The sequence below is a fragment of the Pedococcus sp. genome, assembly GCF_036554925.1.
Classification (GTDB): Bacteria; Actinomycetota; Actinomycetes; order Actinomycetales; family Dermatophilaceae; genus Pedococcus_A.
Genome location: NZ_DATBMI010000056.1, coordinates 1 through 13,474, shown reverse-complemented (window position 1 = coordinate 13,474; position 13,474 = coordinate 1). Strand labels below are relative to the sequence as shown.

Sequence of the window (13,474 nt, the reverse complement as noted above, 5' to 3'; positions counted from 1 at the left end):
GCTCAGCTACCCGTTCATCGCGCCCGACCTGTTCGACCGGCTCGGCTACGGCGCCGACGACAGCCGCCGACGCACGGTCACGGTGGCCAACCCGATGTCGGACGAGACGCCGCTGATGCGCACATCGGTGCTCGACTCGCTGCTCGAGACGCTGCGCCGCAACGTCGCCCGGGGCAACCGCGACGCCGCCGTCTACGAGCTCGGGCTCGTCACCGTGGGGCCCGAGCAGGTCCGCAGCGCGCCGGTGCCCGGCATCGAGTCCCGACCCGACGACGCCACGCTCTCGGCGATCCTCGGCGCGGTGCCCGCCCAGCCGCGCCACGTCGCCTTCGCCGCGGCCGGCGACGCCGAGCCGGCCGGGCCGTGGGGCCCAGCGCGGCCGTTCGACGCGAGCGACGCCGTGGCGTGGGCTCTCGCGGTCGCCAAGGCAGTCGGCGTCGAGCTCGTGGTGTCGGCCACCGACCGGGCGCCCTGGCACCCCGGGCGGTGCGCACGGCTCGCCCTCCCGGACGGCACCGTCGTGGGCCACGCCGGCGAGCTGCACCCCAAGGTCGTCTCGGCGCTCGACCTCCCGGCTCGCACCGTGGCCGGCGAGCTCGACGTCGACGTGCTGGTGGCCGCCACCGGGGAGCCGCTGCAGGCCGCGGCCCTGTCGACGTTCCCGCTCGCGCACTCCGACGTCGCCCTCGTCGTCGACGAGGCGGTGCCGGCGGCTGCCGTCGAGGCGGCGCTGCGCGACGGTGCCGGCCCGTCCCTGGAGTCGCTCGTGCTCTTCGACATCTACCGCGGTGACCAGGTCGGCGAGGGGAGGAAGTCGTTGGCGTTCCGCCTGACCTTCCGGTCGGCCGAGCGCACCCTCACGACCGACGAGGTGAGTGCCCTGCGTGACCGCGCCGTCGCTGCGGCGGCCCGCGCCACCGGGGCCGTCCAGCGGTGAGCGCTCCCGTCGCGGTGGTGACCGGCGCCTCCCGGGGTATCGGCCACCACCTCGCCGAGGGCCTCGAGCGGGCCGGGTTCGTCGTGGAGCGCGGCTCGCGGGCGGTCGCCGAGGTGACCGACCGGGCCGCGGTGGAGCGGTGGGTCGAGGACATCTCCGGTCGTCGGGGCCGCATCGACCTGCTGGTCAACAACGCAGGTGTGATCGACACCGAGGTGTCGCTCGAGGAGTCCGACCCCGACGAGTGGTGGCGCACGATGGAGGTCAACGTCCTCGGGCCGTACCTCGTCACCCGCTACGTCATGCCGCACATGGTGGCCGCTGGTGGCGGCCGGGTCGTCAACCTCAACAGTGGGTCGGGCACCCGGGCCGGCGAGGTGGCCTCCGCCTACAACGCGAGCAAGACGGCGCTGGCCCGGATCACCGGGTCCACGCACCTCTCCGGCGCGGCGCACGGCATACGCGCCTTCGACCTCGCGCCCGGTGTGGTTCGCACGGACATGACGCTCTCGATGGCCTCGCACGAGGGACGCACGGAGTGGACGTCACCGCAGGAGGTCGTCGACCTCGTGCTGGCGCTGGCCTCCGGTGAGCTGGACGCGTGGTCGGGGCGGATGGTCCGAGCCGGCGTCGACACCTCCGAGTCGCTGCGCCGGCGCGCGGCCGCCGGGCTCGCCGCCGGCGACCGCACGATCACCCTGATGCCGTGGGGGAGCGACGACCCTCTCGCCTGACCGGGGTGACCAGGGCCCGTGAATAGATTCCCACGATCATGTATAGTCATGCACATGATCAGGGCAGCGGTCACAGGTGCGAGCGGGTACGCCGGAGGCGAGATCCTCCGGCTGCTGCTGTCGCACCCCGAGGTCGAGATCGGCGCGCTCACCGCAGCCTCGAGTGCCGGCACCCGCCTCGGCGACCTCCACCCCCACCTCACCCCGCTGGCGGACCGCGTCGTGGCGGAGACCACCTCCCGCGTCCTCGCGGACCACGACGCCGTGTTCCTGGCGCTCCCGCACGGGCACTCTGCCGCCCTCGCGGCGCAGCTGCCCGAGAACGTGGTCGTCATCGACTGCGGCGCGGACTTCCGGCTGCGCGACGAGGCCGCCTGGACGGCCTTCTACGACACCGCGTATGCCGGGTCGTGGGCGTACGGGATGCCTGAGCTCTGCGTGGGCGCCCAGGGCAAGCAGCGCGAGGCGCTCGCCGGGCAGCGGCACATAGCGGTCCCCGGGTGTTACCCGACGGCCGCCAGCCTCGCGCTCGCCCCCGGCTTCGCGGGTGGACTGCTGCACCCCGAGGGCGTCGTCATCGTGGCCGCCTCCGGCACGTCGGGCGCCGGCACGTCGCTCAAGCCCCACCTGCTCGGCGCCGAGGTGATGGGAGCCATGTCGCCCTACGGTGTCGGCGGGGTGCACCGGCACACCCCGGAGATCGAGCAGAACCTCTCCGGCGTGCGGGGCGACGACGTCACCGTGTCGTTCACCCCGACCCTGGCGCCGATGCCGCGCGGCATCCTCGCGACCTGCACCGCCCGGACCAGCGGCTCCGACATGGGTGCCGCCGACGTCCGTGCGGCGTGGGAGAAGGCCTACGCCGACGAGCCGTTCGTGCACCTCCTGCCGGAGGGCCGGTGGCCCTCGACCGCCAGCGTCCTGGGCAGCAACAGCGTCCACGTGCAGGTCACCCTCGACGAGCGGGTCGGCCGTGTCGTCGCCGTGGCCGCCGTCGACAACCTCACCAAGGGCACGGCTGGTGCCGCGGTGCAGTGCCTCAACCTGGCCTTCGGGCTGCCGGAGACCACCGGCCTCCCGGTCGCGGGGGTGGCCCCGTGAGCCTCGCCATGCACCTCATGCGCCACGAGGCGCCCATCGCCTTCGCCCGGCTCGCAGCCGGGGAGGAGCCGGCATGGGACTGGCGCACCGGGCCCCTGACCTCCATCACCTACACCGACAGCGAGACATCGGTCGTCTGCGCCTTCGACGCCGTACCCGCGGGCGTGGTGAAGCAGGGCCCGCTCGTCGGCTTCGAGATCGCCGGGCCACTCGACTTCACGATGGTCGGCGTGCTCTCCGGGCTCTTGGAGCCGCTCGCCCGCCAGGGCATCAGCATCCTCGCCCTCTCGACCTACGACACGGACTGGATCCTCGTCGAGGCCGACCGCAGCGACGACGCCGCGGCGATCTGGAAGCGCGGAGGTCACACGGTGGCACCCGCCAGGCTCAGCGGGGGTGCCGCGTGAGCGTCACCACTCCGCAGGGCTTCCGGGCGACGGGTGTGGTCGCCGGGCTCAAGGCCAGTGGCACCCCCGACCTCGCCCTGGTCGTCAACGACGGCCCCGACCACCACGCCGCGGCGGTCTTCACGAGCAACCGCGTCGAGGCGGCGCCCGTGACCTGGTCGCGGCAGGTCGTCGCCGACGGCCGTGCCGATGCCGTGGTCCTCAACTCGGGGGGCGCCAACGCCTGCACCGGACCGCAGGGCTTCGCCGACACCCACCACACGGCCGAGCGGGTCGCGGAGGCGCTGGGGGCCTCCGCGGGTGACGTGGTCGTGTGCTCCACCGGGCTCATCGGTGAGCTGCTGCCGATGGACCGGGTGCTCGCGGGCGTCGGCTCGGCCGTGTCGTCGCTCAGCCCGACCGGTGGCGAGGAGGCGGCCGTCGCCATCATGACGACCGACACGGTGCCCAAGCAGGCCGAGGCGGTCCGCGACGGCTGGAGCGTCGGCGGCATGGCGAAGGGTGCGGGGATGCTCGCGCCCGCCCTGGCCACCATGCTGGTGGTCGTCACGACCGATGCCGTCGTGGAGCCGGGCGACCTCGACGGGGTGCTGCGGGCCGCGACCGCGCGGACGTTCGACAGGATCGACTCCGACGGCTGCCAGTCGACCAACGACACCGTGGTCCTGCTCGCCTCGGGCGCCTCCGGCGTCGCTGTCGGCCACGAGGCGCTGGCCGAGGCGGTCACCGAGGTCTGCGCGAGCCTGGGCCGGCAGCTCGTCCGCGACGCCGAGGGCGCCCACCACGACATCGCCATCGAGGTGCGCTCGGCGGCGAGCGAGGCCGACGCCCTCGAGGTGGGCCGGTCGATCGCGCGCAACAACCTCTTCAAGTGCGCCGTCTTCGGCAACGACCCCAACTGGGGCCGGGTGCTCGCCGCCGTCGGCACCACCCGGGCGGTCTTCGACCCTCACCGGCTCGACGTCTCCATCAACGGCGTGCAGGTGTGCCGCGCGGGAGGTGTGGGGGAGGACCGCAACCTGGTGGACCTGACCGGTCGCGAGGTCCACGTCGCGGTCGACCTGCACGCCGGCGCCGAGTCGGCCACCGTGTGGACCAACGACCTGACCCACGACTACGTCCACGAGAACTCGGCGTACTCGACATGAGCCCGAAACCGAGCACCGACACCGTCCGCGGCACCATCGACGCGGCGGCGCTGCGCGTGGCGCAGGGGAAGGCGCAGACCCTGGTCGAGGCGCTGCCCTGGCTGGAGCGCTTCCGCGGGGCCCTGGTCGTGGTCAAGTACGGCGGCAACGCCATGACCGACGACGCGCTCAAGGCCGCCTTCGCCAAGGACATCGTCTTCCTCCGGTACGCCGGGCTGCGCCCCGTCGTGGTGCACGGCGGCGGCCCGCAGATCGCCGACATGCTGGGCCGGCTCGGCCTGGAGAGCGAGTTCAAGGGCGGGCTGCGGGTCACCACCCCCGAGGTCATGGACGTCGTCCGCATGGTCCTCACCGGGCAGGTCGGTCGCGAGCTCGTCGGCCTGCTCAACCAGCACGGACCGGTGGCCGTCGGGCTCTCCGGCGAGGACGCGGCGCTCTTCGGCGCACGCCGCCGTGGCACCGTCGTCGACGGCGAGCCGATCGACCTCGGGCTCGTGGGCGACGTCGAGACGGTCAACCCCTCCGCGGTCCAGGACATCCTCGACGCCGGCCGGATCCCCGTGGTCTCGACCGTGGCCCCCGACCTCGATGCCGACGGCCAGGTCCTCAACATCAACGCGGACACCGCCGCTGCCGCGCTGGCCGTGGCCCTGCGGGCGCACAAGCTCGTCGTCCTGACCGACGTCGAGGGCGTCTACGCCGATTGGCCCGACCGTGACTCCCTGCTGTCGTCGCTGTCGGTCGGTGGCGCTCGGGACCTGCTCGGCCGGGTCGACGCCGGGATGATCCCCAAGCTCGAGGCCTGCGTCCGCGCCGTCGAGAACGGCGTGCCCCAGGCCCACGTCATCGACGGTCGGCAGCCGCACTCGCTGCTGCTCGAGGTCTTCACCTCGGAGGGCATCGGGACCATGATCGTCCCCGACGACGAGGAGGCCGGACGCTGATGGGCACCCGCAACGACGAGTACCTCGCGCGCTACCAGCGGTCCGTCCTCGGGGTCTTCGGCCTGCCGCCGCTCGTCCTCGACCACGGCTCGGGCTGCCACGTCTGGGACGTCGACGGCAACCGCTACCTCGACCTCGTCGGCGGCATAGCGGTCAACGCGTTGGGGCACAACCACCCCGCCCTCGTCGCCGCCATCTCACGGCAGGCGGCCAGGGCGATCCACGTCTCCAACCTCTTCACGTCCCCGGGCCAGGTCGAGCTGGCCGAGCGGATCCTCGAGGTCGCCGGAGCCCCGCTGGGCTCGGCCGTCTTCTTCGCCAACTCCGGCGCCGAGGCGGTCGAGGCGGCCCTCAAGCTGTCCCGCCGCACGGGCAGGGCCGGCATCGTGGCGGCCGAAGGGGCGTTCCACGGCCGCACCACCGGTGCCCTCGCCCTCACCCACAAGGTGGCCTACCGCGAGCCCTTCGAGCCCCTGATCCCCGGTGTGGTCCACGTGCCGTACGGGGACGAGGCGGCGCTGCGGTCGGCCGTCGACGCGGACACCGCGGCCGTCATCCTCGAGCCCGTCCAGGGCGAGGCGGGCGTGCTGAGCCCGGGCACGGCATACCTGCGCCTGGCACGGGAGCTCACGACCGCCCATGGTGCGCTCCTCGTCATCGACGAGATCCAGACCGGTGTCGGCCGCACGGGCACGTGGTTCGCCTTCCAACAGGCCGGGATCACCCCCGACGCGGTCACCCTGGCCAAGGGCCTCGGCGGCGGGGTGCCCATCGGCGCGCTCGTGACGTTCGGCGCGGACGTCTCGGGGCTCCTCACCGCCGGGCAGCACGGCTCGACGTTCGGCGGCAACCCCCTCGCCGCCGCCGCGGGTCTGGCCGTCCTCGAGACCATCGAGCGCGAGGGGCTGCTCGCCCACGTCCGGAAGGTGGGCGACCACCTCGCCGCCGCCGTCGAGGCCCTGGCCCATCCGCTGGTCGCCGGCGTCCGGGGCGCCGGGCTGCTGCGCGCGGTCACCCTGCGCTCGGACGTCGCACCTGCCCTCGCCGTGCTGGCTCGCGAGGCGGGGTTCATCGTCAACCCGGTGGCCCCGGCCGCGATCCGGCTCGCGCCCCCGCTCGTCATCACCGCCGAGCAGGTCGACACCTTCGTCGCCGCCCTTCCGGCGCTCCTCGACGCCGCAGCCCGCGAGACGTCCACCCCGACCGCCCCCTCGACCGACCCCACGGAGGCCACCCGATGAGCGTCCGCCACTTCCTGCGCGACGACGACCTCAGCGCCGAGGAGCAGCGCGAGGTCCTCCGCCGGGCCGCCGCGCTCAAGGCCGCGCCGTTCTCCGACCAGTGCCTGGCCGGGCCCCGGGCCGTGGCCATCCTGTTCGACAAGCCGACCCTGCGCACGCAGGTCTCCTTCACGACCTCCGTCGCCGGGCTCGGCGGGTTCCCCATGGTCGTCGACGGCCGCCTGGCCGGCGTGGGCGAGCGCGAGTCGATCGCCGACACCGCCCGGGTGCTCGGCCGCCAGGCCGCCGTCGTCGTGTGGCGCACCTTCGGCCAGGAGCGCCTCGAGGAGATGGCCCGCCACGCCGGTGTTCCGGTTGTCAACGCGCTCACCGACCAGTTCCACCCGTGCCAGGTGCTCGCCGACCTGCTGACCGTGTCCGAGCAACGGGGCGAGCTGCCGGGGCTGACGCTGGCCTACGTGGGCGACGGCGCCAACAACATGGCCCACTCCTACCTGCTCGGCTGCGCGCTCGCCGGCATGCACGTCCGCATCGGTGCGCCGGCGAGCCACCAGCCGGACCCAGCGGTCGTGGCCCGGGCCCGGCAGATCGCCGGCGAGCAGGGCGGCTCCGTCCTCGTCACGGACGACCCGGCAGCCGCCGTCGAGGGCGCCGACGCGGTGGCCACCGACACCTGGGTGTCCATGGGGCAGGAGGCGCAGAAGGAGGCCAAGGCCGGGGCGGACAGCCCGTTCACCGCCTTCTCGGTCACGCGGGAGCTGCTGCACAGGGCCGCACCGGACGCCGTCGTCCTGCACTGCCTGCCGGCCTACCGCGGGCTGGAGATCGCGGCCGACGTCATCGACGGCCCCCAGTCGGTCGTCTGGGACGAGGCCGAGAACCGCCTCCACGCGCAGAAGGCCCTGCTCTCGTGGCTGCTCGAGGCCTCACGGCCACGGGGGGTGAGCGCGTGACCCTCGCCGCCACCCGCACCGGCCGCCAGCGCCGGATCGTCGAGATCCTCGGACGGACCGCCGTGAAGTCGCAGTCGGAGCTGCTCGACCTGCTCGCCGCCGACGGCATCGAGGTCACCCAGGCCACGCTGTCCCGCGACCTCGTCGAGCTCGGTGCGGTCAAGGTCCGCTCCGGGCGACAGCTCGTGTATGCCGTGCCCGGAGAGGGCGGCGACCGCACCGCCCGCCCGGCCCAGGACGGCGCGGAGGTCTCGGCCCGGCTGCGGCGGCTGTGCGAGGAGCTCCTGGTCAGCGCCGAGCCGTCCCACAACCTCGTCGTCCTGCGCACCCCACCGGGCGCCGCGAACTTCCTGGCCTCGGCGATCGACCACGTCGACGAGCAGGACATCCTCGGCACCATCGCCGGCGACGACACCATCATGGTGATCACCTCCGGCCCCGAGGCCAGCCGGGAGTACGCCCGGCTCCTGCTCGGGCTCGCCGACAGCCGCGACTAGCCCCAGACCACGCAGCACACCAGACCCACAGACCCCACCACCAGACGCCGCACCACCAAGGAGAAGAAGTCGTGACCGAGCGCGTAGTCCTCGCATACTCCGGAGGCCTCGACACCTCCGTCGCCATCGGCTGGATCGCCGACGCCACCCAGGCGGAGGTCGTCGCCGTCGCCGTCGACGTGGGCCAGGGCGGGGAGGACCTCGAGGTCATCCGCCAGCGCGCCCTCGACTGTGGCGCCGTCGAGGCGTACGTCGCCGACGCCAAGGACGAGTTCGCTGACGAGTACTGCCTCCCGGCCCTGCAGGCGAACGCCCTCTACATGGACCGCTACCCGCTGGTGTCGGCGCTGTCGCGGCCCGTCATCGTCAAGCACCTCGTGCGGGCCGCCAAGGAGCACGGCGCGACCATCGTGGCCCACGGCTGCACCGGCAAGGGCAACGACCAGGTCCGCTTCGAGGCCGGCATCTCCAGCCTCGTGCCGGAGCTGACCTGCATCGCCCCGGTCCGCGACCTCGCGCTCACCCGCGACAAGGCGATCGACTACGCCGAGAAGCACAGCCTGCCGATCGAGACCAACAAGAAGAACCCCTACTCCATCGACCAGAACGTCTGGGGCCGAGCCGTCGAGACCGGCTTCCTCGAGGACATCTGGAACGCCCCCATCGAGGACCTCTACTCCTACACCAAGGACCCGGCCCGGCAGCACGACGCCGACGAGGTCGTCATCACCTTCGAGTCCGGGGTGCCGGTGGCGATCGACGGCGAGAAGGTGACGATGCTCCAGGCGATCCAGCAGCTCAACGAGCGCGCGGGGAACGCCGGCGTCGGCCGGCTCGACATGGTCGAGGACCGCCTCGTCGGCATCAAGTCGCGCGAGGTCTACGAGGCTCCCGGCGCGACCGCCCTCATCGCCGCCCACCAGGAGCTCGAGAACGTCACCCTCGAGCGCGAGCAGGCCCGGTTCAAGCGTGGTGTCGAGCAGCGGTGGGGCGAGCTGGCCTACGACGGCCTGTGGTTCAGCCCGTTGAAGGACTCCCTCGACGCGTTCATCGCCTCCACCCAGCAGCACGTCAGCGGCGACATCCGGATGGTGCTCCACGGCGGCCGGGCCACGGTCACCGGCCGCCGCTCGGACTCCAGCCTCTACGACTTCAACCTCGCCACCTACGACGAGGGCGACACCTTCGACCAGTCGCTGGCCAAGGGCTTCATCGAGCTGCACGGCATGTCCAGCAAGATCGCCGCGGCCCGCGACCAGCGGCTCGCGAAGGGCTGAGATGCCCGACAGCGCCGACCCCCGGAGCCGTGTGCCGGGTGCCCCCGCCCCTGCACCCGACCCCGCGCCTGACGGCGAGCGCGTGAGCCTGTGGGGTGGCCGGTTCGCCGGCGGCCCAGCCGACGCGCTCGCCGCCCTGAGCAAGTCCACCCACTTCGACTGGAGGCTCGCGGCCTACGACATCGCCGGTTCGCGCGCGCACGCCCGCGTGCTGCACCGGGCCGGGCTGCTGGACGACGAGTCCCTGGGGCAGATGCTCGACGGGCTGACGCGACTGCTTGCGGACGTCGAGTCGGGGGTCTTCGTGCCCGCCGAGGACGACGAGGACGTGCACACCGCCCTCGAGCGCGGCCTCATCGAGCGGGCCGGCGCCGAGGTGGGTGGGCGCCTGCGGGCGGGCCGGTCCCGCAACGACCAGGTGGCCACGCTCTTCCGGATGTACCTGCGCGACCACGCCCGGTCCGTGGCAGCCCTGGTGGTCGACGTCGTCGACGCGCTGGTGCAGCAGTCCGAGCGGCACGTCGCGGTCCCCATGCCCGGGCGCACCCACCTGCAGCACGCCCAGCCGGTGCTGCTCGCGCACCACCTGCTGGCCCACGCCTGGGCGCTGCTGCGCGACGTGCAGCGGCTCCAGGACTGGGACGCGCGCACCAACGTCTCTCCCTACGGCTCCGGCGCACTGGCCGGCAGCTCGCTCGGGCTCGACCCCGAGGCCGTCGCTGCGGACCTCGGGTTCGCGACGTCGGTCGAGAACTCCATCGACGGGACGGCCTCACGGGACTTCGTCGCCGAGTTCGCCTTCGTCGCGGCGATGACGGCGGTCGACGTCTCGAGGCTGGCCGAGGAGGTCGTGCTCTGGGCCACCAAGGAGTTCTCGTTCGTCACCCTCGACGACGCGTACTCCACCGGGTCGAGCATCATGCCGCAGAAGAAGAACCCCGACGTCGCGGAGCTCGCGCGCGGCAAGGCGGGCCGGCTGGTCGGCGACCTCGCCGGCCTGCTCACGACCCTGAAGTCGCTGCCGCTGGCCTACAACCGCGACCTGCAGGAGGACAAGGAGCCGGTGTTCGACGCCGTCGACACCCTCGAGGTCCTGCTCCCGGCGTTCGCGGGCATGGTCGCGACCATGGAGTTCAACACCCACCGGCTGGAGTCCCTGGCCCCGCAGGGGTTCTCCCTCGCGACCGACGTCGCCGAGTGGCTCGTGCGCGAGGGAGTGCCGTTCCGGGTCGCCCACGAGGTGGCCGGGGCCAGTGTGCGCGCCTGCGAGCAGCGAGGCATCGAGCTGTGGGACCTCACCGACGAGGACCTCGCCGCCATCTCGTCCCACCTCACCCCGGGCGTGCGCGAGGTCCTCAGCGTCGAGGGCTCCCTGGCGTCGCGGGACGCCAAGGGCGGCACCGCACCGGATCGCGTGCGCGAGCAGCTGGCATCCGTCCGGGCCGCCGCCGCCGCGGCCCGGGCCTGGGCAGCGGAGCCGGTCGCCGTCCGCTGACCCCGGTCCACCTCCCGACCGAGACCCACGACATCCCGAGAGCCGCGCCGGATCCCGCCCGGGCTCTCGGGATGTCGTGCGTCCACTCGCGGGAATTCGGCTGGCAGAGGCGCTAGGTTCGGTGACGTGGGTCACTGGCGACCCACGCAGGGCGGACCGAAGAGGAGCGTCATGGGAGTCAGGGAAGACCTCACGGCAGCGGCGGGCCACGTCGCGGGGCTGCGCAAGGCGGTGACCGCGCTGTCCCAGGACCTCGGCAACACGATCGACGTGCAGCGGCTGCGCGACGACGTCGTGCGCCTCGCCGACGACGTCGACCTGCTGGCGAGGGCGGCCAACATCGGCAGCCAGGACCGCGCGGGCGGCCCGGGCGAGATCGTCTTCATCCCCGACGAGGACTACGACCCCTCCATGTGGGCGGACGCCGACGACGAGCTGGGGCCCCACCTCGGCAGCAGCCGTGGCTGAGGTCGACACCAGCAGGGGGGTCTCCGCGCCCGGCCGTGCCCGGATCAGCGCGCGCACGCTGCGCGAGGACCGCTGGTGGCTGCAGCCGCTGGTGACCTTCGTCTGCTTCTCCGCGTGGCTGCTCTACGGCCTGGTCCGCACCGCCACGCAGAGGAACTACTACGTCGAGGACTACGGCTACCTGACGCCGTTCGCGTCACCGTGCGTCAGCACTTCCTGCGTGCCCGGGTCATCGCACTTCGGCACCCCGTTCGGCGACTTCCCGCCGCTGGTCCCGCTGGCGATCCTGACGCTGCCGTTCCTGCTGCTCTTCCGGCTGACCTGCTACTACTACCGCAAGGCCTACTACCGCTCGTTCTGGCTCTCGCCTCCGGCCTGCGCGGTCGCCGAGCCGCACGCGTCCTACTCCGGCGAGACGCGCTTCCCGCTCATCGTCCAGAACGTCCACCGCTACTTCTTCTACGCGGCGGTCGTCGTCTCGCTCATCAACACCTACGACTTCTTGCAGGCCTTCCACGGCAGGGACGGTGGCTTCGGCATCGGGCTGGGCACGCTCATCATCGGGGCCAACGTCGTGCTGCTCTGGTGCTACACCCTCGGCTGCCACAGCTGCCGCAACATCGTCGGCGGCAGGCTCAACCACTTCAGCCGCCACCCGGTCCGCTACCGGATGTGGGGCTGGGTCTCGCGGCTGAACGAGCGACACATGCAGTTCGCCTGGGTGACCCTCGGCAGCCTCGTGGCCACCGATGCCTACATCGCCCTCGTCAGCGCCGGGGTCATCAGCGACCTCCGGTTCGTGAACTAGCCCGCACGCCCTCCGGCGCCACGGGGCCGACCCGCGCCGCACGGCATACCGACCGCACATCGACCACACGAACACCGCACGACGACCACACGACGACCACGCGACGATCCACGGAGGACCACAGGTGACCGACCTCGAGAGGCACGACTATGACGTCATCGTCATCGGGGCCGGGGGTGCCGGGCTGCGCGCCGCCATCGAGGCACGCGAGCACGGCCTGCGCACCGCGATCATCTGCAAGTCACTCTTCGGCAAGGCGCACACGGTCATGGCCGAGGGCGGGATCGCCGCGTCGATGGGCAACGCCAACGAGAAGGACAACTGGCAGACGCACTTCCGCGACACCATGCGCGGCGGCAAGTTCCTCAACAACCCGCGCATGGCCGAGCTGCACGCCAAGGAGGCCCCGCACCGGGTCTGGGAGCTCGAGACCTACGGCGCCCTGTTCGACCGCACCAAGGACGGCCGCATCAGCCAGCGCAACTTCGGCGGCCACGAGTACCCCCGGCTCGCGCACGTCGGCGACCGCACCGGTCTCGAGCTCATCCGGACCCTCCAGCAGAAGATCGTCAGCCTCCAGCAGGAGGACCACCGGGAGTCGGGCGACTACGAGAGCCGGCTGCGGGTCTTCGCCGAGCTCACGGTCACCGAGATCCTCAAGGACCCCAGCGGGGCGGTGTCAGGGGCGTTCGGCTACTGGCGCGAGTCCGGTCGTTTCGTGCTGTTCTCGGCGCCGACGGTCATCCTCGCCACCGGCGGCATCGGCAAGTCGTTCAAGGTGACCAGCAACTCCTGGGAGTACACCGGTGACGGCCACGCGCTGGCCCTGCGCGCCGGTGCCTCGCTGATCAACATGGAGTTCATCCAGTTCCACCCGACGGGCATGGTCTGGCCGCCGTCGGTCAAGGGCATCCTCGTGACCGAGTCGGTGCGCGGCGACGGGGGAGTGCTGCGCAACTCCGAGGGCAAGCGGTTCATGTTCGACTACGTCCCCGACGTCTTCCGGGCCCAGTACGCCGACACCGAGGAGGAGGCGGACCGCTGGTACGACGACCCCGAGAACAACAAGCGCCCGCCGGAGCTGCTGCCACGTGACGAGGTGGCCCGCGCCATCAACAGCGAGGTCAAGGAGGGGCGCGGCACCCCGCACGGCGGCGTGTTCCTCGACGTGTCGACGCGGCTCCCCGCCGAGGAGATCACCCGGCGGCTGCCGTCGATGTACCACCAGTTCAAGGAGCTCGCCGACGTCGACATCACTGCCGAGCCGATGGAGGTCGGGCCGACCTGTCACTACGTGATGGGCGGCGTCGAGGTCGACGCGGACACCGAGCAGAGCATCGTCGAGGGGCTGTACGCCGCCGGCGAGGTGGCCGGCGGGATGCACGGCTCGAACCGGCTCGGGGGCAACTCGTTGTCGGACCTGCTGGTGTTCGGCCGGCGCGCCGGTCACAACGCGTCGTACCA

At 72.5% G+C, this 13,474-nt stretch carries 13 protein-coding genes and 1 pseudogene; all 14 read left to right on the top strand.

Annotation, left to right across the window (positions count from 1 at the left end; genetic code table 11):
* A pseudogene (locus VIB11_RS04630) lies at positions 1 to 937 on the top strand (phenylalanine--tRNA ligase subunit beta); the annotation flags it as partial.
* On the top strand, positions 934 to 1,671 hold the full coding sequence (locus VIB11_RS04625; protein ID WP_332028822.1) for an SDR family oxidoreductase: 738 nt from the start codon (positions 934 to 936) through the stop codon (positions 1,669 to 1,671). The pseudogene VIB11_RS04630 and the gene VIB11_RS04625, both read left to right, overlap by 4 nt.
* A 54-nt stretch (positions 1,672 to 1,725) precedes the next feature.
* Positions 1,726 to 2,772: an N-acetyl-gamma-glutamyl-phosphate reductase gene (gene argC, locus VIB11_RS04620; protein WP_332028820.1), complete on the top strand. Its 1,047-nt coding sequence runs from the start codon at positions 1,726 to 1,728 to the stop codon at positions 2,770 to 2,772.
* Entirely contained in the window at positions 2,769 to 3,179 is a 411-nt protein-coding gene (locus tag VIB11_RS04615; RefSeq protein WP_332028818.1) for an ACT domain-containing protein, read from the top strand. The genes argC and VIB11_RS04615 overlap by 4 nt, the downstream gene beginning before the upstream one ends.
* Positions 3,176 to 4,327: a bifunctional glutamate N-acetyltransferase/amino-acid acetyltransferase ArgJ gene (gene argJ, locus VIB11_RS04610; RefSeq protein WP_332028816.1), complete on the top strand. Its 1,152-nt coding sequence runs from the start codon at positions 3,176 to 3,178 to the stop codon at positions 4,325 to 4,327. The genes VIB11_RS04615 and argJ overlap by 4 nt, the downstream gene beginning before the upstream one ends.
* The gene (gene argB, locus VIB11_RS04605; protein ID WP_332028814.1) at positions 4,324 to 5,271 is read left to right on the top strand and encodes an acetylglutamate kinase; all 948 of its coding nucleotides are present in this window, start codon (positions 4,324 to 4,326) and stop codon (positions 5,269 to 5,271) included. Before argJ ends, argB begins: the two co-directional genes overlap by 4 nt.
* Positions 5,271 to 6,512: an acetylornithine transaminase gene (locus VIB11_RS04600; RefSeq protein WP_332028812.1), complete on the top strand. Its 1,242-nt coding sequence runs from the start codon at positions 5,271 to 5,273 to the stop codon at positions 6,510 to 6,512. The genes argB and VIB11_RS04600 overlap by 1 nt, the downstream gene beginning before the upstream one ends.
* Positions 6,509 to 7,465 carry an ornithine carbamoyltransferase gene (gene argF / locus VIB11_RS04595; RefSeq protein ID WP_332028810.1) on the top strand — a complete coding sequence of 319 codons (957 nt, stop codon included), beginning with the start codon at positions 6,509 to 6,511 and terminating at the stop codon, positions 7,463 to 7,465. Before VIB11_RS04600 ends, argF begins: the two co-directional genes overlap by 4 nt.
* Positions 7,462 to 7,962 carry an arginine repressor gene (locus VIB11_RS04590; RefSeq protein WP_332028808.1) on the top strand — a complete coding sequence of 167 codons (501 nt, stop codon included), beginning with the start codon at positions 7,462 to 7,464 and terminating at the stop codon, positions 7,960 to 7,962. The genes argF and VIB11_RS04590 overlap by 4 nt, the downstream gene beginning before the upstream one ends.
* A 71-nt stretch (positions 7,963 to 8,033) precedes the next feature.
* Positions 8,034 to 9,239, top strand: coding sequence for an argininosuccinate synthase (locus tag VIB11_RS04585; RefSeq protein ID WP_332028806.1), 1,206 nt, complete (start codon positions 8,034 to 8,036; stop codon positions 9,237 to 9,239).
* Position 9,240: 1 nt separating this feature from the next.
* Positions 9,241 to 10,734 carry an argininosuccinate lyase gene (gene argH / locus VIB11_RS04580; RefSeq protein WP_332028804.1) on the top strand — a complete coding sequence of 498 codons (1,494 nt, stop codon included), beginning with the start codon at positions 9,241 to 9,243 and terminating at the stop codon, positions 10,732 to 10,734.
* Between the two features lie 171 nt (positions 10,735 to 10,905).
* Positions 10,906 to 11,202 (top strand): hypothetical protein, encoded by a 297-nt coding sequence (locus VIB11_RS04575; RefSeq protein ID WP_332028803.1) that lies wholly within the window; start codon positions 10,906 to 10,908, stop codon positions 11,200 to 11,202.
* Positions 11,195 to 12,010, top strand: coding sequence for a hypothetical protein (locus tag VIB11_RS04570; RefSeq protein WP_332028799.1), 816 nt, complete (start codon positions 11,195 to 11,197; stop codon positions 12,008 to 12,010). Before VIB11_RS04575 ends, VIB11_RS04570 begins: the two co-directional genes overlap by 8 nt.
* A 124-nt stretch (positions 12,011 to 12,134) precedes the next feature.
* Positions 12,135 to 13,474, top strand: a 1,340-nt coding sequence (locus VIB11_RS04565) for a fumarate reductase/succinate dehydrogenase flavoprotein subunit (RefSeq protein WP_332028797.1), incomplete at its 3' end; no start/stop codon positions are given.

Bases quoted from the DNA above. Each gene is read 5' to 3' on its own strand.
- argC (WP_332028820.1), top strand. From the start codon at position 1,726: ATGATCAGGGCAGCGGTCACAGGTGCGAGCGGGTACGCCGGAGGCGAG.
- argB (WP_332028814.1), top strand. From the start codon at position 4,324: ATGAGCCCGAAACCGAGCACCGACACCGTCCGCGGCACCATCGACGCG.
- VIB11_RS04600 (WP_332028812.1), top strand. From the start codon at position 5,271: ATGGGCACCCGCAACGACGAGTACCTCGCGCGCTACCAGCGGTCCGTC.
- argF (WP_332028810.1), top strand. From the start codon at position 6,509: ATGAGCGTCCGCCACTTCCTGCGCGACGACGACCTCAGCGCCGAGGAG.
- argH (WP_332028804.1), top strand. From the start codon at position 9,241: ATGCCCGACAGCGCCGACCCCCGGAGCCGTGTGCCGGGTGCCCCCGCC.
- VIB11_RS04575 (WP_332028803.1), top strand. From the start codon at position 10,906: ATGGGAGTCAGGGAAGACCTCACGGCAGCGGCGGGCCACGTCGCGGGG.